20 protein-coding genes, 2 pseudogenes and 1 riboswitch are annotated in these 21080 nt (G+C 47.4%); of the genes and pseudogenes, 13 read left to right on the top strand and 9 right to left on the bottom strand.

Features of this window, described 5'->3' with window-relative positions:
* Positions 1–93 precede the first annotated feature (93 nt).
* Both JCM15548_RS00625 and JCM15548_RS26025 read left to right on the top strand, forming a co-directional pair.
* A complete protein-coding gene (locus tag JCM15548_RS00625; protein WP_439645434.1) occupies positions 94–858 on the top strand; it encodes a cation efflux transmembrane domain-containing protein in 765 nt (254 codons plus the stop codon).
* Between the two features lie 168 nt (positions 859–1026).
* Positions 1027–1263 (top strand): annotated as a pseudogene (locus JCM15548_RS26025) (DUF2867 domain-containing protein); the annotation flags it as partial.
* A 7-nt stretch (positions 1264–1270) separates the two neighbouring features.
* Here the strand turns inward: JCM15548_RS26025 and JCM15548_RS22420 are convergent.
* The 3 genes from JCM15548_RS22420 to JCM15548_RS00610 all read right to left on the bottom strand — a co-directional run bounded on the left by JCM15548_RS22420 (position 1271) and on the right by JCM15548_RS00610 (position 3480).
* The gene (locus JCM15548_RS22420; RefSeq protein WP_062121987.1) at positions 1271–1993 is read right to left on the bottom strand and encodes an ATP-binding protein; all 723 of its coding nucleotides are present in this window, start codon (positions 1991–1993) and stop codon (positions 1271–1273) included.
* On the bottom strand, positions 1990–2433 hold the full coding sequence (locus JCM15548_RS22415; RefSeq protein ID WP_062121986.1) for an AAA family ATPase: 444 nt from the start codon (positions 2431–2433) through the stop codon (positions 1990–1992). Before JCM15548_RS22415 ends, JCM15548_RS22420 begins: the two co-directional genes overlap by 4 nt.
* A 171-nt stretch (positions 2434–2604) precedes the next feature.
* Positions 2605–3480, bottom strand: a complete 876-nt coding sequence (locus JCM15548_RS00610) for a pirin family protein (RefSeq protein ID WP_062121985.1) — start codon at positions 3478–3480, stop codon at positions 2605–2607.
* A 574-nt stretch (positions 3481–4054) separates the two neighbouring features.
* Positions 4055–4269: riboswitch (cobalamin riboswitch) on the top strand.
* Positions 4270–4371: 102 nt separating this feature from the next.
* On the opposite strand from JCM15548_RS00610, the gene JCM15548_RS00605 reads away from it, so the two are divergent.
* The 5 genes from JCM15548_RS00605 to JCM15548_RS00585 all read left to right on the top strand — a co-directional run bounded on the left by JCM15548_RS00605 (position 4372) and on the right by JCM15548_RS00585 (position 9755).
* Complete coding sequence (locus JCM15548_RS00605; RefSeq protein WP_062121984.1) at positions 4372–6276, top strand: TonB-dependent receptor; 1905 nt, start codon at positions 4372–4374, stop codon at positions 6274–6276.
* 61 nt (positions 6277–6337) lie between these two features.
* The gene (locus tag JCM15548_RS00600; protein ID WP_062121983.1) at positions 6338–7453 is read left to right on the top strand and encodes a DUF5074 domain-containing protein; all 1116 of its coding nucleotides are present in this window, start codon (positions 6338–6340) and stop codon (positions 7451–7453) included.
* Positions 7454–7608: 155 nt separating this feature from the next.
* The gene (cobU, locus tag JCM15548_RS00595; protein ID WP_062121982.1) at positions 7609–8115 is read left to right on the top strand and encodes a bifunctional adenosylcobinamide kinase/adenosylcobinamide-phosphate guanylyltransferase; all 507 of its coding nucleotides are present in this window, start codon (positions 7609–7611) and stop codon (positions 8113–8115) included.
* A 142-nt stretch (positions 8116–8257) separates the two neighbouring features.
* Positions 8258–9253 carry a nicotinate-nucleotide--dimethylbenzimidazole phosphoribosyltransferase gene (gene cobT, locus JCM15548_RS00590; protein ID WP_062121981.1) on the top strand — a complete coding sequence of 332 codons (996 nt, stop codon included), beginning with the start codon at positions 8258–8260 and terminating at the stop codon, positions 9251–9253.
* 13 nt (positions 9254–9266) lie between these two features.
* A complete protein-coding gene (locus JCM15548_RS00585; protein ID WP_062121980.1) occupies positions 9267–9755 on the top strand; it encodes an adenosylcobinamide-GDP ribazoletransferase in 489 nt (162 codons plus the stop codon).
* Here JCM15548_RS00585 and JCM15548_RS26540 read toward each other — a convergent pair.
* A complete protein-coding gene (locus JCM15548_RS26540) occupies positions 9694–10038 on the bottom strand; it encodes a hypothetical protein (protein WP_262486825.1) in 345 nt (114 codons plus the stop codon). The genes JCM15548_RS00585 and JCM15548_RS26540 overlap by 62 nt on opposite strands.
* Between JCM15548_RS26540 and cobC the strand changes: the two genes are divergently transcribed.
* From cobC to cbiB, 6 genes are all read left to right on the top strand, one after another.
* The gene (gene cobC, locus JCM15548_RS00580) at positions 10022–10558 is read left to right on the top strand and encodes an alpha-ribazole phosphatase (RefSeq protein WP_062121979.1); all 537 of its coding nucleotides are present in this window, start codon (positions 10022–10024) and stop codon (positions 10556–10558) included. The genes JCM15548_RS26540 and cobC overlap by 17 nt on opposite strands.
* Before the next feature lie 163 nt (positions 10559–10721).
* Complete coding sequence (locus JCM15548_RS00575) at positions 10722–12185, top strand: cobyric acid synthase (protein WP_062122103.1); 1464 nt, start codon at positions 10722–10724, stop codon at positions 12183–12185.
* A gap of 4 nt (positions 12186–12189) precedes the next feature.
* Positions 12190–12987: a PhzF family phenazine biosynthesis protein gene (locus JCM15548_RS00570; protein ID WP_062121978.1), complete on the top strand. Its 798-nt coding sequence runs from the start codon at positions 12190–12192 to the stop codon at positions 12985–12987.
* 1 nt (position 12988) lies between these two features.
* On the top strand, positions 12989–13549 hold the full coding sequence (locus JCM15548_RS22410) for an aminotransferase class I/II-fold pyridoxal phosphate-dependent enzyme (protein ID WP_062121977.1): 561 nt from the start codon (positions 12989–12991) through the stop codon (positions 13547–13549).
* A complete protein-coding gene (locus tag JCM15548_RS00560) occupies positions 13435–14013 on the top strand; it encodes an aminotransferase class I/II-fold pyridoxal phosphate-dependent enzyme (RefSeq protein WP_227625308.1) in 579 nt (192 codons plus the stop codon). Before JCM15548_RS22410 ends, JCM15548_RS00560 begins: the two co-directional genes overlap by 115 nt.
* Positions 13992–14933, top strand: coding sequence for an adenosylcobinamide-phosphate synthase CbiB (gene cbiB, locus JCM15548_RS00555; protein ID WP_062121975.1), 942 nt, complete (start codon positions 13992–13994; stop codon positions 14931–14933). The genes JCM15548_RS00560 and cbiB overlap by 22 nt, the downstream gene beginning before the upstream one ends.
* Before the next feature lie 92 nt (positions 14934–15025).
* Here cbiB and JCM15548_RS00550 read toward each other — a convergent pair whose 3' ends face one another.
* From JCM15548_RS00550 to JCM15548_RS00530, 5 genes and pseudogenes are all read right to left on the bottom strand, one after another.
* Positions 15026–16480 carry a protein adenylyltransferase SelO gene (locus tag JCM15548_RS00550; RefSeq protein ID WP_062121974.1) on the bottom strand — a complete coding sequence of 485 codons (1455 nt, stop codon included), beginning with the start codon at positions 16478–16480 and terminating at the stop codon, positions 15026–15028.
* Positions 16481–16552: 72 nt separating this feature from the next.
* On the bottom strand, positions 16553–17821 hold the full coding sequence (locus JCM15548_RS00545) for an NAD(P)/FAD-dependent oxidoreductase (protein ID WP_062121973.1): 1269 nt from the start codon (positions 17819–17821) through the stop codon (positions 16553–16555).
* Positions 17822–18299: 478 nt separating this feature from the next.
* Positions 18300–18944: a hypothetical protein gene (locus tag JCM15548_RS26535; protein ID WP_439645436.1), complete on the bottom strand. Its 645-nt coding sequence runs from the start codon at positions 18942–18944 to the stop codon at positions 18300–18302.
* A pseudogene (locus JCM15548_RS26530) lies at positions 18924–19886 on the bottom strand (dihydroxy-acid dehydratase domain-containing protein); the annotation flags it as partial. The pseudogene JCM15548_RS26530 and the gene JCM15548_RS26535, both read right to left, overlap by 21 nt.
* A 292-nt stretch (positions 19887–20178) precedes the next feature.
* A complete protein-coding gene (locus tag JCM15548_RS00530; protein ID WP_062121971.1) occupies positions 20179–20907 on the bottom strand; it encodes a peroxiredoxin in 729 nt (242 codons plus the stop codon).
* Positions 20908–21080 lie beyond the last annotated feature (173 nt).

The raw sequence follows: 21080 nt of genomic DNA, 5'->3' as shown, positions 1-21080 counted from the left end.
TTAACGCGCAGCAGCAAGGGACCAATTTATTTTTTACGGAAAAATTAAGGCCATTCAGCAGTTATGGAAAAAAGCATTTTTGAAATCACAAAAATGGACTGCCCTTCAGAGGAAAACCTCATCCGCATGAAACTGGATGGAATGGATGGCATCCGCGAATTGACCTTTGACCTGTCCAACCGCCAACTAACCATCTACCATCAAGGTCCACCCACTCCCATAGAAACCGCGCTCAGCAGTCTGAACCTGGGCAGCCGCAGGCTGTCCAGCCAGGCCAGTGCAAAAACCACTTTCTTAGAAGACAGCCATCAGAAGAAACTCCTGTGGACCGTCCTCATCATCAACTTTGCCTTTTTCATCATTGAGATGACCACCGGATTGATTTCCCGGTCGATGGGATTGGTGGCCGACAGTCTGGACATGCTGGCCGACGCCTTTGTCTATGCCATCAGCCTCTATGCGGTGGGTGGACCGCTGCTCCGCAAGAAAAAAGTCGCCAAAGTGGCCGGATATTTCCAGCTCACCCTTGCGTCGCTAGGCTTTTTAGAGGTACTGCGTCGATTTTTAGGTGCGGAAAAACTCCCCGATTTCAGCACCATGATAGTGGTTTCCATTCTGGCCCTTATCGCCAACAGCATCTGCCTTTACCTGCTTCAAAAATCCAAAAGCAAGGAAGAGGCCCACATGAAAGCCAGCATGATTTTCACCTCCAACGACATCATCATCAACCTGGGCGTCATCACAGCAGGCCTCTTCGTCCTCTGGACCCAAACGGCCTACCCCGATTTAATTGTCGGCACCATCGTCTTTTTGCTGGTGGTGCAAGGTGCCCTCCGGATTTTGAAACTGGGGAAATAAACCTTTAAAAAAACGTATCATTTATGCACAACATACTAATCATCAACGGGCATCCCGATAAAGAGAGCTTATGCACTGCACTGGCCAACAGCTATAAGAGAGGTGCGAACAGCAAAAGTGGAACAACTGGGCATTAAAGGAAAGTAGCCAGTCCATTTCCAAAAGGTCTATGCCAGAACGGACAAGGAATACATTTTGGGAGAAAACGATAAGCACCTGAATTTCAGAGCCTCCTTTTTGCTAACTCCATCACCGAGGGATAAAGAAAAGCAAGTCTTCAGCATTACCACTGCGGTACATTTTAACAATGGGATGGGGGAAATGTACTTCCTCCCGGTAAAGCCTTTTCACGGACTCATCATCCGATCAACGCTGAAAAAATGCAATAAATCGATGCAGGTTTGAGCCTTCATTAAAGAACACTCAAATAACTCATTACAAAACTTTTAAGAGGACAGACCCGCACATTTTCCTTCATCTGAAACTCGTCCGAAGATGGCGTGATTACATAATTCATAGGTGCTTTCAAATCGTCAAATGCTTGAAAATTCCCCTTAGTTAATTGCGGCGAGTTGGAATACTTTACTTCGGCGGTAGCAACAACGGTTAATCCACGGGCAAAAACCAAATCGACTTCAGCACCTTGGTGAGTACGATAAAAAAAAAGGTCAAGGCCGTCGGGCTTTATAGCCAACACCTGATTGAATACGAACGACTCCCATGAACTGCCAACAATTGGATTTCCTGAAAGAGATAAAAAGTCGTTCACCCCAAGTAGATGGTGCAAAATCCCAGTGTCAGTAAGAAACACTTTAGGGGTTTTTACTATTCGTTTCGAAATATTCCAATGAAACGGGTGCAAGCTCTTTAGCAAAAAAGCATCTTCCAGAAAATCAACATAACGCTTCACAGTGGGTGTTGTTACTCCCAATGAGTTACCAATAGTTGTGGCATTCAACAACTGACCGTTTAGATGTGCCATCATAGTCCACAAGTTGCGGATCACTTTTGGCGAGGCCTTCAATCCCAATTGCAACAAATCACGGTTTAAGTAGGTGCCAATGAAGTTTTCCATCCAACGATATGATAGTTTCTGCTTTTCGGTAAAAAGCATATCGGGAAAACCTCCTTTCACCCACAAATCGTTTTGAGAAATCGTATCAGGAATTTCAGTAAGCCCAATTGGAAATAGCTGATGATAGCTATGCGCCCCGCCAATGATTCCGAGGAATCACGTATCAGTTCAGGCGAAGCAGAACCTAATAATAAAAAACGAGAGGGCACTCGATGTTGATCGACCAAACCCCGAATGAGTGGGTACAATTCTTTCTTGATCTGAACTTCGTCAATGACCACTAAATAATCGGAATGTTGGGAAAGAAACAATTCAGCATCATTTAGTTTGAATAAATCCGACTGGATTTCCAAATCCAAATATAATGTGGGCTTTTCGAATTGAGAAATAATATGCTTGGCCAGAGTAGTTTTACCCACCTGTCTTGGGCCAATAATGGAAACCACCGGAAAAAAGTCCAACGAATCCTTAATATCTGCTATAATCCTTCGATCAATCATCGCCAAATAAACTTTTGTTTAATTTAAGCTATTCATGGCAAATATAGAGATTTATCCATGAAATTCTAAAATTTAATTTTAAAATTTCATGGATAAATTTTTGAATAATGCAATAAATCGATGCAGGTTTGAGCCAATAACATTTTGATCTAAGAAACAATAGAAACACCATCAATCCCGTGTGGGATAAGGAATATAATCGCTTTCTCCGGGTGGAATCGGAAAGCGCTGGTTGATCCAGTCTTCACGTGCCTGACTGAGACGATCCTTACTGGACGAGACCAGGTTCCAGTCGATGTACCGCTCCTCGGGAAAAGGTTCACCGCCGAAAAGATAAACCGTTGAACCAGCCTCCATCTCGAAGGTACACAACTTACTGTCCTTGGCTATCAGCAGCTGCTTCGGCTCATAAGCATTTCCATCACTCCTAACACAACCTTCCAAAATGTACAGACCACTTTCGCCATAAAGCTCGTCGCCCAACTGAATGGTTTGAGTGATGCTGCTTTTGATTTCAAGAAAATACAAGCGGCTGTAAACAGGAACGGGAGATTGTTGGCCAAAAGCCTCTCCGGCAATGAGCTTAATCTGTAAGCCGTCTCTTTCCAGTTGAGGGATATCCCTGGCTTCAACATGGGTAAAAGAAGGATCCGTTTCCTCCAGATCAAGAGGCAGGGCCACCCATATTTGCAAACCATGAAGCGCCTTTTCCGCCTTGCGCATATAATCGGGCGTCCGCTCCGAGTGCACCACCCCTTTTCCGGCCGTCATCCAGTTAACCGCCCCCGGCCGGATTTCCACTTCATTGCCCATATTGTCGCGATGCAGGATGGCCCCCTCAAACAAATAGGTCAGTGTGGATAATCCTATATGCGGATGCGGCAAGACATCCAGATTCTCTTCAGGACCCATCTTTGCGGGGCCCATATGATCAATAAACACAAAGGGCCCCACGGCCCTTTTCTGACGAAAGGGCAGCAAGCGCCCCACCATAAAGCTACCGATATCGGCCGCCCGCTCCGGTACAATCAATGCAACATTTGACATAGGCCTATTTTCAATTCAACCCTAAGATAGCAGATAATTCTTTTTCCACCAAGCCCCCAATTGCCCTACCAGCGCACAGTAAAAACAGTCGCACCAGAAGATGAATTAAAGAAAATGGTACAGCCGTGGGCCCCTAGGATTTGTCGGGAGTAACTGAGTCCCGAGACCACTGCCTTCGGTCTTGGTCGTGAAAAATGGAATAAAAATTTCATCTTTTATTTCGGCAGGGATGTGGCAGCCTGACCCATACCGTTTTTTTGTATCCAACTGTTTTGTTGTTTATCCAACAACAATTATTGTGTTCACCTTACAAGTCCTTTTGTTTCAAGACATAGCATCAGTTGTAGATAATTAAAGCCTTTCTAGAAACCCTGCAAAAACTACCCCCTCTATGATACAAACACATTCAAAAACAACCCTCTCTTTGAAACAATATTGCGTTTATTTAACCCTCTCTTTAATACAAACCAACTGATATTTTTTTGAGGATCTGGATAAATTAATGGATGAGCCTGTTCATATCCTGTTACTAAAAAACACGCCCCTATTTCTTCCGATTTAAAAATTAAGCCTTACATTTGCATCCGTATTTGGTTTTAGTCCCGTTGTCACGGAACTAAATGAAGAGGGAATCCGGTGATTCCGAAAGGAAGATTCCGGAGCTGTACCCGCAGCTGTAAGTTCTATTAATGTTTTTGACACCACTTTTGCCACTGTGCGCTGAACGCGTATGGGAAGGCGTCAAAAACAGGAGCGAGCCAGAAGACCTGCCAAAAATTCAGTTCGTAGCTTTCGGGTGAAAAGCGAAGAATAGAACTCGTTCATTTCGTTCTATTTTTACATAATCCGTTTGTTGCGAATGGTTAAAGCTAATTTTAATCATTTGTAACTATGTTTTTAAGACAAATCCTGCTAATTGGTTTTAGCTTGCTATATGTGGTGGCTGACGGTCAGACAATTTCGGGCGATAACCCTGTGATGCTGAATGAGGTAACAGTGCGTTCTAATCGTCTGGAAGCTTATTCCGTGGGCGCCGTAACTGAAAGTCCTGACAGCACCTTAACAAAAATGCTTCTATCCTCCTCTCTGTCGGATTTATTGTCAGTATCAACCGGGCTAGCCCTGAGAACTTACGGCCCCGGTGGACTCTCATCAGTTTCCATGCGCGGAGGAGGAAGTGCCCATACCGCGGTAATATGGAACGGGATAAACATTCAAAGCCCCATGAATAGTGGCGTTAATTTATCCGTAATGCCCGTTGCCTTTATGGGCGATGTAAAAGTGCAGTACGGAGGAGCAGGCACGCTTTACGGAAGTGGGGCAATGGCAGGCGTTCTGCATCTATCAGGTTCGAATATCTTTACCCACAAAAACGGCGGATACCTCAATACCGGAGTTGGCAGTTTTGGTAAAAAGGATATTATGCTTGGAGCGAAGATCGGCAACCAAAAGGCAGCTGGAACAATCTCTGTTTTTGCTGGTGAAAGTGACAACGACTTTGATTTTTTCAACACTTCCCGTCCTGATAATAAACGACAGAAACAATCCAATGCCGATTATCAACAATATGGCTTTCTTCAGGAAAACCATATCAGAACAACAAGGAATTCACTCCTCACCACCGGTATTTGGTATCAGCATTATGATAAAAATATCCAAACAATGATGACCAACAGTCGGCCAAATGAACAAAACCAGATCGACAATAATCTAACAGGTACCCTTAATTATAAATATTACACCGAGTTTTTTCAGCTTAACATCAAACAGGGAGTCATCTGGAACGAAGTGGATTACATCGATTTAGCCATCCACTCCAACAGCGGCAACAACCAGTCCTTATCACTGGTGAGCGAAATCGAAACCAGATTTAATCTGACCGATGGTCAGATATGGAGTGTTGGAATTAACTTTACCAATGAATCCGGAAAGTCAGACGGATACATAGAAACCCAAAGCAGGGATCGGCTAGCAGCTTTTTCGTTCTTCCAGTTTCAGAGCTTTAACAAACGGCTGACCAGTGTTATCAGCGCGCGGAATGAAATGTCGGACGGCAATATACATCCATTCGTATTCGCCTATGGTGGCGAACTGCCCCTGACTTCCGCCCTTTCTCTATTGGGAAACATTTCCCGGAATTACCGCATTCCTACATTCAATGATATTTACTGGAAAGAAGATACATGGTCGAGGGGAAATCCTGACCTGAGCCCTGAATCAGGCTGGTCAGGAGATGCCAGTCTCAAATACAAACTCCGAAAAGAAAGTATCGCTTCTGATTTTTCGGCTACCGGTTTTGTGACTTTTGTGGATGATTGGATTGTATGGCTGCAGGGCTCAGATGCCATATGGATGCCCACCAACAAAAAAAGTGGCAAGTCAATGGGCGTGGAATTAAGATGGAACAACCAGATTTCCCTTGGTAAATCTGCCATAGGTGCCAAGATCCATTACAACTACACCCATTCCCGGTTAAAAACAGATGACGTATATGATGGAAAGCAGATGATATATACACCGCGCCATCGATTGAACGGAATATTCACCTGGTCCGGAAAGCTTGTAACTTCAGGCTTCTCCTTAAATGGCGCGGGAAAAAGGTATTATGATTACGAGAACAGCTTAAAACCTTATCTGTTGGGTGATTTATTTACCACCATTCACCTACCGGCCTTGCCGGTAAAAAGTGAATTAAGTCTGAAAATCCGAAATGTTTGGAATACCCGATATCAAATAATGGCATGGTATGCCATGCCATTACGTCATTATGAAGCATCCTTAAATATTCGATTCTAGTGATAAATTCAATACACCCTTTTAGTTTATATATTAATTGTCAAAAATAAAATTAGTAAAAATGAAAAACTTTAGATCACTATTTGTCAAAGGACAAAATTTGTCAGTCAGAATATTAACAATATTGATGATTTCATCAGTATTTGTTGCCTGCAACGACGATGATGATAACGACAGCACAAAGCCATCCTACAAAGATGGCGCAATAATTCTCAACGAAGGTGCCTGGGGTAAAAGTAACGCGAGCGTTTCTTTTTTGAGTAAGCAGAACAAGAACGTAAGCGGCAATATCTTTAAAACAGCCAATGGCAATGATGCCGTACTTGGTGATGTATTAATGGATATGACAGTAGCCAATAATGAGGCCTTTCTTGTGTTGAACGCATCCAATCATGTTTCAGTTGTCAACAGAGAAACATTTGAGTGGGTCACCAATATTGAGAATTTAAACAATCCCAGATTCATAGCAAAGCATAATGACCATTTGTATGTAACACAATGGGGCGGAGCTACCGGTGAGGTAGTAGTTATCAATCCTGTGGGACATGAGATTGTAAAGACCATTAAAACAGGACTGGGAACAGAAGGCATTCTTGTTCATAATGATTTGATTTGGGTAGCCAACAGTGGAGGCTATTCCACTGATAATACCGTATCAGTGATTGATCCTGGTACCAATTCTGTTGTTAGTACCATTCAAACCCCTGACGGCCCAAAGCACTTTGCTGTGGATAAGGAAGATTACATTTGGGTGGTTTGCTACGGTTCAACTATTTATGACAACGCAACCTGGGAATTGATTGAGGAAACCCCCTCCTATTTGGCGAAGATTTCGGGAGTTTCTAAGGAAATCGTCCGGGAAATTAAAATAAGTGACCAAAATCACCCTTCACATATTGGCATCAGTCCTGATGGAGAAACAATTTATACGGCCGATAGCCGAGGGGTCTTTGCCATGCCAATAAATGCTGAAGCGTTTCCTGAAGCGCCATTTATTGCGAACAGTGGAAATTTTTACGGCTTCTCTGTCCATCCCGACAATGGAGAACTCTATGTATTTGTTGTTCCGGCGTGGGACAAATCCGGCAGCATTGAGATTTACAATCCGACAAATGGAGTCCTTACCCAAACCCTCAGCGATGGATTGGGAATAGGCCCTTCCCGAATTGTTTTCTAATTTCTGAGCAGGGACATGCGCTAAAAGATATCACTGTAGGAATATCCCCCTACTGGGCGCTATTCCTCGATTAATCTGGATTTGATTATCTGTCCGATAGATCCTGGGTACTGTGCAACGGCACAGCACCCGGGATTTTCCTAAAACTTGCAACTATGGCCATTACCTTCATTACCGGGGGCCAACGCTCCGGCAAAAGTTCTTATGCACAGCAGCTGGCGGAGGCCGCCAGTGACCAACCCGTGTATCTGGCGACGGCCCGACACTGGGACGAGGATTTCACCCAACGCATACAACGGCACCAGAACGATCGGGGCCCGCAATGGACAACGGTTGAAGAGGAAAAGCATCTGGGCAGTCTGGACCTGGAAAACAAAACCATTCTTCTGGATTGCATCACTTTGTGGCTGACCAATATTTTTCATGACAACAACTACGATGTGGACGCCGCTCTGAAAGTGGCCAAAAACGAGTGGGACCATTTCATCCAAAAAAACAACCAATTGTTTGTGGTCTCCAATGAACTGGGCATGGGCATCCATGCGCAGGACGAGGCCTCACGTAAGTTTACCGATTTGCAGGGCTGGATGAACCAGTACATTGCCAAAAAATCTGATCAGGTCCTGTTAATGGTGGCGGGACTGCCACTGAAAGTGAAGTAAACAATAAACAACCCAAGCTTATCACCTTTGTCTTTAATTTTAAAACACCAAATACTGTCCCGAAAAATCACAATAGACTGTTATTATTGTTTCTAAGACAGTAAAATCATCCATTCCTTTCTATTCAATATTATTAATCCACATGAGAACCCAGCTACAACACAAGATTGACAACAAAACCAAGCCCACAGGGGCTTTGGGGCAACTCGAAGCAATTGCCCTGCAGGTAGGCCTCATTCAGCAGACCTTATCCCCTGTCATTAAGCAACCAACAATATTGGTCTTTGCGGCCGACCATGGTCTGGCCGATGAAAAAATCAGTCCCTACCCAAAGGACGTCACCTGGCAAATGGCCATGAATTTTGTGGCTGGCGGAGCCGCTATCAGCGTCTTCTGCCGCCAGAATGACATCCAATTGAAGGTAATTGATGCGGGCGTGGACTATGACTTTCCGGCCGACAGTCCCATCATTCCGGCCAAAATTGCCCGCGGATCACGCAACATGCGCCAAGAGCCGGCTATGAGCCTCGAAGAATGCGAAAAAGCGATGGCATCTGGTCGCGAATTTGTTAAAGCCGAAGCTGACAAGGGCTGCAACACCATTGGCTTTGGCGAAATGGGCATCGGTAACACCTCACCCTCCTCACTGTTGATGCACCGGTTTACCGGACTGCCTATTGAGACCTGCACAGGAGCCGGCGCCGGCATGCATGGTGAGCAACTCACCTATAAACAACAGGTGCTCAAAGAAATCTCGGAAAAATATGACCCGCAATCCCCCCTGGAAACCCTGGCCACTTTTGGTGGACTGGAAATTGCCATGATGGTGGGTGCCATGCTGGAAGCCAAAGCGCAAGGCATGATATTACTGATTGATGGCTTCATTGCTACTGCGGCCTTGCTGACGGCCTGTCAGTTCGATGCTTCAACTTTAGACAATGCCTTGTTTTGCCACCAGTCGGAAGAAAAAGGTCACCGCCTGCTATTAGAACATCTCAAAGCCAACCCTATTCTCCAGCTCGGCATGCGACTGGGCGAAGGCACCGGTGCAGCCGTGGCACTGCCCGTTATTCAAAGTGCTTTGGCCTTTCTAAATGAAATGGCTAGTTTTGAAGACGCTGGCGTCTCAAAGGAATAAAAACCAATAAACCATGCATACCTTCTTAACAGCCTTAATGTTCTTCACCCGCATTCCGGTGCCGGCAACTCTCCCCTACTCCAAAGAGTTGCTCAATAAAGCGCTGCGGTTTTTTCCACTGGTGGGCGGCATTGTTGGGGGCATCGGTGCAGGTAGCTTGTGGCTGGGTCTGCTGGTCTTTCCTTTTCCGCTGGCACTGTTGCTGAGCATGCTGGTCACCATTTTTGTGACGGGCGCTTTTCATGAGGATGGCTTTGCTGATTTTTGCGATGGCTATGGGGGCGGGCTCACCAAAGAAAAGGTGCTGGAAATCATGAAGGACAGTCGATTGGGGACTTACGGCACCATTGGACTGACAGCCATGCTGGCCACCAAATTTATGGCATTAAGCTATTTATCCGTGCCCCATATTTTTCTGGTCATGATAACTGCCCATATCATCAGCCGCTTTGTCCCCGTGCTGTTGGTTTACACCACCCCTTACATTCGGAGGATGCCCTGAGTAAGGCCAAACCCATTGGCAACCAAACCACCAGAACATCGGTGGCTATTGCCTTGGTCACGGCCCTGGTCCCCCTGCTGTTTTTCGACTGGCCATCAATGGTCGGCATGCTGGTGGCTTCGGCACTGATACTTTGGCTGTTTCGGGCTACATCCTGAAACGGACCGGCGGGTATAGCGGTGATGTGCTGGGCGCTCTTCAACAGCTCGTGGAAGTGGCTATTTATCTGGTGCTGGTTGCGATACAATTTTCCTAAACCATTGATTATGAATCTGACCCTCATCCGGCATATTAAAACCAGCGCTCCTGAAGGCCTGTGTTACGGTCAGACCGATGTGGCCCTGCCCCAGGGCTATGAAACCATCCATGTCCAACTGGCAGAGCAACTGAAGAATGAAGCATTTCACGCTCTATATGCCAGTCCCCTCCAACGCTGCACCCTTTTGGCCAATACCATAGCGGGGGGGCGACCAGTGATTTTTGACGAACGACTGAAAGAGCTTAACTTTGGTGACTGGGAAAATCAACTGTGGAAGGACCTTGAAATCTTGCCGGAAGCCGCTGTCTTTTTCAACGATTACGTCCATGTGCCGCCGCCCGGGGGAGAATCCTTCCAACAAATGACCGATCGGATTGCCCAATTTATGGCGGAACTGAAAACCAAACACCCCCGGCATAATGTGCTCATCGTAGCCCATGGAGGCCCCATTAGAATCATTCATGGTCTTGCGGAGGGGCTGCCCATAGCGGATTATTTCAAAAGAGAAGTGCCTTACGGCCACATCTCTCAATTGCATTTTTAATGCCATTCATTACGATCTGAAACACCCTGCCATTTTTAGCTCAACCACATCACCTCAAGGAATTCTCGTAAAAAAATGAAGTGGATGGGCATCCATAACACGGGTTGTTTTGGCAGTAAAAAATGGTTCAATTATTATTGAAACAATAATTTTCACTCTGAAAATGAAAAAACTGCGCCCCATCATGTTTGTCGGAACCGGATCCGACGTAGGGAAATCGGTCATCAACACCGCCTTTTGCCGCCTGTTTAAGCAGGATGGCTACACACCCGCTCCCTTCAAGGCACAAAACATGTCGCTCAACAGCTATGCCACAGCGGACGGCTTGGAAATTGGGCGCGCACAAGCCGTGCAGGCCGAAGCCTGCGGCATTCCCTGTTCGGTGGAGATGAATCCGGTACTGCTGAAACCCACCGGCGAAAAAATGAGTCAGGTAGTGCTCAATGGTAAGCCCTCGGGCAACCAGTCGGCCCGCGAATACTTTAACGGCACCGACCGCGACGCCCTCTTTACCGAAGCCATGAAATCCTACCACGTTCTGGCCCAAAAACACGCCCCGATGGTCATTGAAGGGGCCGGCTCCATTTCGGAAATGAATTTGTGGGACAGGGACATCACCAACCTGCGGGTGGCCGAAGCGGTGAATGCGGCCACTATTTTGGTGGCGGACATCGACCGCGGCGGCGTTTTCGCCGCGGTTTACGGCAGCATTCAGTTGCTGCCACCAAAATACCGCAAGCTCATCAAGGGCATCCTCATCAATAAATTCAGGGGCGACGAAAGTCTCTTTGACGATGGCCGCCGCATCATCGAGGAAATTACCGGTGTGCCGGTGATTGGGGTCATTCCCTATTTTCGGGACATCTTTGTGGAGCAGGAAGATGCCGTGGTGCTGGACCACATCCACAACCAACCGGTACCGGGCAAAATCAATATTGGCGTGGTACTCTTGAAGCACATGGCCAACTTTACAGATTTTGACACCCTGCAGCACATTCCCGAAGTGAATCTCTTTTATGCCAAACAGCCAAGAGATGTGGAGCAAGCCGCCATCCTGATAATTCCGGGGTCAAAAAACACCATTGGCGACATGCGCTATTTGCAGGAAAGCACAATGGCACAGGCCATTTTGCAGCACCACCAACAAAACAAACCCCTGTACGGGATCTGCGGCGGCTATCAAATGATGGGGATGGACATTTCGGACCCCCATGGCATGGAAGGTAGCACGCCGTATATTAAAGGACTGGGCATTCTTCCAGTATCCACCGTGCTGGGAACCCACAAAAAAACGGAGCAATGCCACTTTTCCTTTGAAGCCAACCCGGCCATCCAGGGCGCCGGCTATGAAATACACATGGGCGACACCAAAAGTGAGCAGCCGCTTTGTAAACTCAACACCGGAGAGACCGATGGTTGCTACCTCAACAACCGCACCTGGGGCAGTTACATTCATGGCATTTTCGACAATGCCCCGGTCATTGAGTCCGTCCTGCAGCTGACTGACCCAAAAATCCGCGTCACGGTCAGCTACCGCGACATCAAGGAAAAAGGCTACAATCAGCTGGCCGACCTGATTCGCCAAAAAGTAAATATGCCGTACATTTATGAAATTTTAAAGCCATAAAGCCATGATCAATACAACCATTTTTCAGGTAGATGCCTTTACCAATCGTCCCTTCAAAGGCAACCCGGCAGGAGTCATGATAGTGGATGAGACCTTTTCTGCTGAAAGCATGCAACTAATAGCGATGGAAATGAATTTGTCGGAGACGGCTTTTGTCCAGCCACAGGCCGACCACTTCAAAATTCGTTACTTCACGCCAACCGTGGAAGTCCCCCTATGTGGACACGCCACTTTATCGGCCGCCCATATTTTGTACGAAACGGGTATGGTCGCTGAGAACGCCACCATTCGTTTTAAAGCTCAGAAAGCTGAATTGTCCATTGTTAAGGAGGGCGACTGGATAGGCATGAACTTCCCCAAATACCAGCTCAAACGCCTGGATATCCCTGAAAATTTCAAGGCGCTGACCAGCGTTTCCCCCATTGAAATCTGGGCGAGTGATGATAACTGGGTGATTGCCGTAGTAGAAACGGAAGAAGAAGTGCGCCAGGCCCAACCCGTCTTTGAAGCCATGGTGAACAATGGCCTGGGTGAACTGATGATAACGGCTAAAAGCCAGTCGGCACAGGCCTACTTTGTGGTCCGCTGTTTCGCCCCTGCCTCAGGCATCAATGAAGATCCGGTGACCGGTTCGGCCCATTGTGCGCTCACCCCCTTATGGGCCCAAAAAACCGGAAAGACAGACATGATCTCCCATCAGGTATCGCGCCGCTCCGGCCTACTAAAAGTGAAATTGATGGGCGACAGGGTCGGGATTAAGGGACAGGCCCTGACCATCTTCGAGGCTACTTTAAAAATATAACATGCTCCACGGTCACGGCAACGATTTACACCATCAGCGATTTGAGATAAAGGCGGATTTCAGCTCCAATGTGGTCCCCGGAGGCATGCCGGAGGCTTTAAAAGAATACCTGGCCGACCAGCTGCACCTGCTCGAAAATTACCCCGAGTCAGATGCCGCAGGGGCTGCGCTGGCCATTGCCCGGCACCACGTCATCGACCCGGTGCAGGTAATCGCCACCAATGGCTCTACCGAAGCCTTCTATCTGGTGGCGCAATTATTTAGGGAACAGGCCTCCCTCATCCTCACGCCTTCCTTTGCCGAGTATGAAGATGCGGCCCGCTGCCACCGGCACCGCCTGACTTTTTGGTCGCACCAGCAATTGAAATCCCGACGCACAGATGATTTCAACGCGGTCTGCTCGCCAACCCCAACAACCCCGATGGCTGTACCTGGCAACCCGCGGCCATTGAGGACCTGTGTGCACAAAACCCCCAAACCCATTTCGTCGTTGATGAATCTTACGCCAATCTTTGTCCCTCCACCGAATCGCTCATCCAAACATCCATGCCCCCCAACCTGATCGTGGTGCGCTCGTTGACCAAGGATTTTGGTCTGCCGGGCCTCCGGGCCGGTTACCTGGTGGCTACACCCGTAATAGCACAAGCCATCAACCAACTGCGCATGCCCTGGAGTGTCAACGCTTTGGCGCAAGCCGCCATTGGCTTTATCATGACGCATTACAAGGATTTACTGCCCGACACGGCGGCCATTCTTAAAGAATCCCAACGGGTTCAGAATATTTTGAGTAAACTACCGCAATTACAAGTCACCCCATCGGACTGCAACTATTTTTTGGTGAAAACGAAGGTCGGCGATGCGGCCGACTTAAAGCGCTACCTGCTGCAGAACCATGGTTTTTTAATCCGGGATGCAGCCAACTTCCGCTCCTTAAGCCCACAACATTTTCGTCTGGCCGTGCTTCAACCCGACCAAAACAACCAACTCATTTCAGCCATTCAATCATGGATAGGACAAGTCTGCTGATCCAAACTCTGCCCCTGATCGCGGGCTATTTACTGGACCTGCTGTTCGGCGACCCCTACCAGTGGCCCCATCCGGTCAAGCTGTTCGGTAAGCTGATCAGTCGCGGTGAGCACTTGCTCAACAAAGGCAGCAGGCGCTTGTTCACAGGGGCTTTGATGACCATCGTGCTGGTAACGGCGGTATGGACGGGGCTCCACTTTTTATTCCAAGTCCTAGCCCACAGCACCTACCTCTTCTACCCTGTGGCCATTATCATGGTGTTTTGGGGACTGGCCAACCGCAACCTCATCGATGAAGCCCAAAAAGTGGAAGGAGCACTGACACAGGAGGGAACCGAGGCGGGGCGTCGACAGCTCTCCTGCATTGTGGGGCGCGACACCTCGCAACTCACCCCTACACAAATACGGACAGCTGTTTTGGAAACGCTTTCTGAAAATCTGAGTGACGGCGTAATCGCCCCGCTGTTCTACTATCTCCTGGGTGGTCTGCCCCTCATGTTTGCCTATAAAATGATCAACACGCTCGACTCCATGATTGGCTATAAAAGTGATCGCTACCGGCACTTTGGTCGCTTTGCAGCCAGGCTGGATGATGTGGCCAATTTTGTGCCGGCCCGACTGACCGCCCTTTTGATGATTGTTGTATCGATGAGTGGTCGGGGCTTGCGTTTTATCTTTAAGTACGGACACCAACATGCCAGTCCCAATGCCGGTTACCCCGAGTCTGCCCTGGCGGGCATCCTCAGCTGTCGCTTTGGTGGCCCCAATGTATATCACGGAAAATTGGTGAAAAAGCCCTATATCGGACAAGCAGTGCGTGAACTCACCATAAAAGATCTACAAAAGGCCTGCGCCATCAATCACAAAACCACCCTTTTGATGCTCATTCTTACCCTGTTGTCACTCGTTCTGTGCAGCTAAAATTAAGCCCATTCAAAGGCATTAAAGTGGCATAAAACCAGGTTCGGCAAAAATATAAACCACCAGTTAGTTACAAAGCGACAAAACCAGCATCAGGTGCCACAAAACGTTTGGTAGTTCGCTTCAAAATCCGACTCCGGAGGTGTTTTATAGTTCTCACAGTTCGCTTGATCCTCATAAGGTGTTGCCAGGATGTGCAGCATTCTTTCGATCAGGCTTAAGTCTCCTGCAGTTGCTGCGTCCAATGCTTCTTCCACCAGATGATTTCGGGGAATAAAAACAGGGTTATAGGCTTTCATGATACTTTTGGCTGTATCCAAACCCTGGCTGTTTTTAGAAACGCTGATCTGCCACTTTTCAAGCCAGGGCTTCAGCGCAGGATGATCCTGGGGATTAACGGTCCCTTCAGCACCCCGTGACAGGGCAGAAAAGGTATTGGTATAATCGAGTTTAAGCACTTTCATTAATTCCAACAATTCATCGACCAAGCCCTCATCTTCGGTGGTTCTGTTTTCGATGCCCAATTTATGGAGCATGGTGCGGTAGTATCTGTCCTTCCAGTGCTCATCAAATTGCTCAATGGCTTGCTGAGCCATAACCAGGGCCTTATCGGCCTCCTTGTGCAGGAGGGGCAAAAGCGCCTCTGCCAATCGGGCCAGGTTCCACTTAATAATGCCCGGCTGGTTCGCAAAGGCATACCTTCCGTGGGCATCTATGGAGCTGAAAACCGTTTCCGGATGGTAGGCATTCATAAAGGCACAGGGACCATAATCAAAGGTCTCGCCACTGATGGCGACATTATCGGTATTCATTACCCCGTGAATAAAGCCCACACGCATCCAATTAACCACCAAATCTATCTGAAGATCCATGACCTTTTGGAGCAAGCTCAAGACAGGATTCTCGTCCTGCCCTATTTCCGGAAACAACCTTTGGATGCTATAATTGACCAGCGCCTTTAAATCATCCGTCCCTCCGAAATAGCTGGCATATTCAAAAGTGCCAATTCGGATATGGCTCTCCATCAGGCGGGTGAGAACCGCGCCGGGGTGAATGCTTTCCCTGTAAACCGGCCCTTTTGTTTTAACCACCGCCAGACTTCTGGAAGTGGGGATTCTCAAATGGTACATGGCTTCGCTCATCAAATATTCTCTGAGCATGGATTTTAAAGTGCCCCTTCCATCTCCACTTCGGGAATAGGGCGTTGGTCCGCTTCCCTTGAGCTGAATGTCGTAACGTTTGAAATCGGCCGTCTTATGCTCACCCAGAATAATCGCTCTGCCATCGCCCAACATGGTGAAATGGCCAAATTGATGGCCGGCGTAGGCCTGAGCAAAAGGGGTGCTGTTGGAAGGCACTTCGTTACCCGACAAGACCGCTAAAAGGCGGGTAGTCTGGTCGGTCGGAATGCCCAATTCTTTCAACAAAGCAGCATTCTTCAAAACCATTTCAGATTGGCCTGCGACTGTTGGATGAACCAAACTGTAAAACCTATCTGGCAGCGACAGGTAAGAATATTCGAAATTAAAGATATTGTCTGTATGCATAGGCTATCCAATGTATGTATCCATGAAATGGGGCAGCTGCCTTAACATGACTAAAGGTCGGTAATGGGGCTTTTAGGTCTTGATTTTGCTTTCCGGCACCAGTATTAACCGCAAAGAAGTATTCTTGGTCACATAAAGCCAGGCCCAGTTAATAAAAATTACCAACCGATTGCGCACACTCAGTATCAGCATCAGGTGCAGAAACATCCAGACCAGCCAGGCGGCGTAGCCCTTAAACTTCAGAATGGGCAAATCCACCACTGCCTTGTTGCGACCGATGGTAGCCATCGAACCTAAATCTTTATAGGTATACTCTTTCAAGGCCTTTCCAAGCCGCTTTTGCGAAAAATTAGATGCCAGCAATTTGGCCTGATTGATGGCCACATTGGCCACCTGCGGATGGCCTCTGGGATATCTGGGGGTTTCCATGTAAGCGATATCCCCCACGGCAAAAACATTGTCCAGACCGTCCACCTTATTGAAGCGATCCACCCGGATGCGATTGCCAGGGCCCTCTACCTCAGCCGGCAAGCCCTCAATGCGGTTGCCCGTAACTCCGGCTGCCCAAATCACCGTTTTGGCTTTAATGGTGGTGCCATTGCTCAAATGCAAGCGCTCACCGTCATAATCCTTCACAAAAGTCTTCGTCAGCAATTGAACCCCCATCTTCTCCAGGTATTTTCGGGAGGCGGCGCGGGCGGTCGGACTCATATTACTCAAGGTATCGGCACTTCCCTCCACCAGATAAATGGTGAACTTGGAAAAGTCGATGCGCGGATAATCCTTGGGCAGCACCTGCTTGCGAATTTCGGCAAAGGCCCCTGCCAACTCCACCCCTGTTGGTCCGGCCCCCACAATCACCAACGTTTGGTAAAAGGCCTTATCTTCCGGTTGGGCGGTGATGGTCCGCTCAAAAGTCATTAAAATATGGTTGCGGATGGTGATGGCATCGTAGGACGATTTGAGGGTAAACACATTTTTGGCAATGTTGTCATTGCCAAAAAAATTGGTCTGGCAGCCCACCGCCACCACCAGATAATCATAATCAAAGGCACCAATGCCGGTATGCACTTTTTGCGCGGCCGTATCAATGCTTGACACTTCGGTCATGCGAATTTGAATACTCATATTCCCCCGAAAAATATTACGCAGCGGAAAGGAAATACTCGCAGGTTCAATCTGCGAAGTAGCCACCTGGTAAAACAGCGGCTGAAACTGGTGATGGTTGACTTTATCAATCAGCAACACATCAAAAACGGACTTGTCAAGATGACGCACAAACTGGATACCGGCAAATCCACCACCGATAACCACCACACGGGGCTTTTTATTTTCAGACATTATTTTTAAATAGTTATAGATGTGTTCGGTTTAATCATTTGAAACCTTAAACGAGCATTATATTAATAGGTAATATGCATATTTTAAAGGCTTCCCTTCCACCTTAAGAAATTTTCGTGAAAAAAATCAAGTTGATTTTCGTAAAAAATCCGGGCTGTTTTTTTGGGAGCCGTAGTGAACAGAGTGAACGGAGTCCCGCACAGCGGGAGAAGCGAGTTCCTGGATTTTAGAGAATCAAATTGGTTTTTAGAAAATTTCTTGCAGTGGCGGCCATTTTTGTTTCCTTTTTGGGGCTGTAGCTCAATTGAGCGTAGCGAAATCATGAGGGCGAATATTTATAAAGCCTTCCCGAGTAAAAAGGAAAAGCCCGTGCGGCTCGAGCACAAAAAAAAATATTAAATTGAAATTAAATGGTTTAAGATAGGACAGTTGCATTAGCATCTGCTAACAAAAGCAAACAAGTTAACAAGTTAACAAGTTAATCTGTGACACAGCCTTCAGAAGCAGGCGCCACCATACTCCGAAACTTTTTCAGCACTCCAATCAGCTCCTTCCCTTCGGGCCGCACCCAATTCTTCCTGCGCCTTTCAATTTCTGCTGCATCGATGGCCACATCAATCCGGTTTTTTGTGATGTCAATGGTAATGATGTCCCCGTTTTGTACCACCCCTATCAAACCACCTTCGTAGGCCTCCGGGGTTATGTGTCCCACCACAAAACCGTGCGATCCTCCCGAAAAGCGGCCATCCGTTATCAAGGCCACATCCTTGCCCAGACCGGCCCCCATCACGGCTCCGGTAGGCTTCAGCATTTCCGGCATTCCGGGGCCGCCTTTGGGACCGCTGTTGCGAATCACGATGACTTCGCCGGGCTGGACTTCCGACTGGATGCCCTTTATGGCAGAATATTCATCTTCAAATACACGGGCGGGACCTTTGAACAGCTCCCCTTCTTTGCCGGTAATTTTGGCCACCGCGCCCTGTTCGGCCAGATTACCATAGAGAATTTGCAGGTGACCGGTCTTTTTTAAAGGCTGCTTCACCGACCGGATGATGGATTGTCCCTGTGGCAAGTCCGGCACCTCGGCCAAATTTTCGGCCACGGTTTTGCCCGTCACGGTCATGCAGCTGCCATCCAGTAATCCCTCGTTCAACAAATACTTCATAACGGCAGGTATGCCGCCAATGTCGTGCAGATCCTCCATCAAAAAGCGACCACTGGGTTTTAAGTCGGCCAAAAACGGCACCCTGTCGCTGATGGTCTGGAAGTCATCAATATTTAAGGGCACGCCCACCGACTTGGCCATGGCAATCAAATGGATCACCACATTGGTGGATCCACCCAAGGCCATAATCAGGGTGATGGCATTCTCGAAGGCCGCACGCGTCATGATATCCCGCGGCTTAATGTCTTTTTCCAGCACCAGCTGAATGGCTTTGGCCATCCGCTCTGCCTCGCTTTGTTTTTGCGGACTCACAGCGGGGTTGGAGGAGGTATAGGGCAGACTCATGCCCATGCATTCAATGGCTGCAGCCATTGAATTGGCCGTGTACATACCGCCGCAGGCCCCGGCTCCGGGAATACTGTGCTTGATAATGCCCTTGTAGTCAAAGTCCGATATATTTCCACGCATCCGTTCCCCATAAGCCTCAAAGGCCGACACGATGTTCAGATCCTGATCTTTCCACTTGCCTTTTTTTACGGTACCACCATACATCAGAATGGCCGGACGGTTCAGTCGCCCCAGGGCAATCATGGCCCCGGCATATTTTTATCACAACCCACAATAGGAATAACAGCATCATAAAACTGGGCACTCACTACAGCCTCAATTGAATCGGCGATCAACTCCCGCGAGCAGGGAATACATCATGCCGGTAGTGCCATTGGTGATACCATCACTCACCCCTATGGTATGAAAAATAAGTCCGTACAAATCCTCCTGCACATCGACTTCCTTTTTAACGGCGGTGGCCAAATCGTTCAGGTGCATGTTACAGGGATTTCCCTGAAATCCGGTGCTCACAATACCCACCTGGGCCTTCTTCTGATCGTTCTCATCCATCCCAATGGCATAAAGCATGGCCTGGGCAGCAGGCAAGCTATCATCCTGGGTGATGGTCCGACTGTACTTATTAAATTTTGATGCCATAATTGTTGTTTTACCTGATTAAAGACGCTCTTGTCTGGTAGGTAAAACAATGGGCATGACTTAATGTTGACCTATAAGTCTTTTAATTTTTCTTAAAATATGCCGCTACCAGGCCATTTTAAACGGACCAGAAATGATAAATAGCATAAACCCGGTGAACTGAGCGTCAGCCACACCGGGTTATTCATGATCTCACCTTAAAATACTATTCCTGATCCCGCATATAGGTCATAAACCAGGATATTTGGTAGAGATCCGACTCAGGCTCATTCAGAAGAGCGGTTTCCTCATCTGTTAATGAGGATACCATCAGATCATCCCCCGGATTCCAATTGGCAGGTGTTAAGGCAGTGTTGCTACCAGATGTCTTTTGCAAGGCGATTAAAGTCCTTTTCAATTCATCCATATTTCTGCCTACTTCCATGGGATAAAAGTAAATAGCCCTCACAATGTTCTCGGGATCAATAAAAAAAACGCCCCGGATGTTTTGTTCAATGCTCACTTCAGAATGTATCATTCCATAAGTGCTCGACACTTTGTATTGGTGATCATCCACAAGGGGAAAATCAATTTTCACCGCCCCCCGGTTTTTAAAATCAACCTCCTCTAAAGCGGCTTTCCAATGGTTGTGTGAGTCCAGGTTATCCGTTGAAATCACTACAAATTTTGCATTCAAATCATTAAAAGCCTCCTGCTGGTAGGCCATCTCAAGTAATTCGGAGGAACAGACCGGCGTAAAATCCTTCGGATGAGAGAAAAGAATTTTCCAGCTATCGCCATAATCCTTTGGAAAATTTAGTTCGCCCTGGGTCGTTGACGCCTTAAAGGATGGTGCCTTAGACCCAATTAATGGAATGCTGCTGTCTTTGTCTTGTGCCTGACTTAGCCCTACAGTTAAGCACAAGGCCATGGTAAAAAAGAATGCCTTTTTCATTTTTCTTAATTTTTAGTTTTGGATGGAATTAAAAATAAATATGAAGCAAAGCTAAGGCTGACAAAGACCTTTTCTTCAGGAAAAACCTGTCAAAAATCAGTAAAAATCTGTCATAAGAATTAGGAACAACCTCGTCAAAACAAGACAAGCTGCTAACAATAAGACACATGCAA

Source organism: Geofilum rubicundum JCM 15548, assembly GCF_000974365.1.
GTDB classification, from domain to species: Bacteria; Bacteroidota; Bacteroidia; order Bacteroidales; family Marinilabiliaceae; genus Geofilum; species Geofilum rubicundum.
This window is presented reverse-complemented; position numbering and strand designations above follow the sequence as displayed.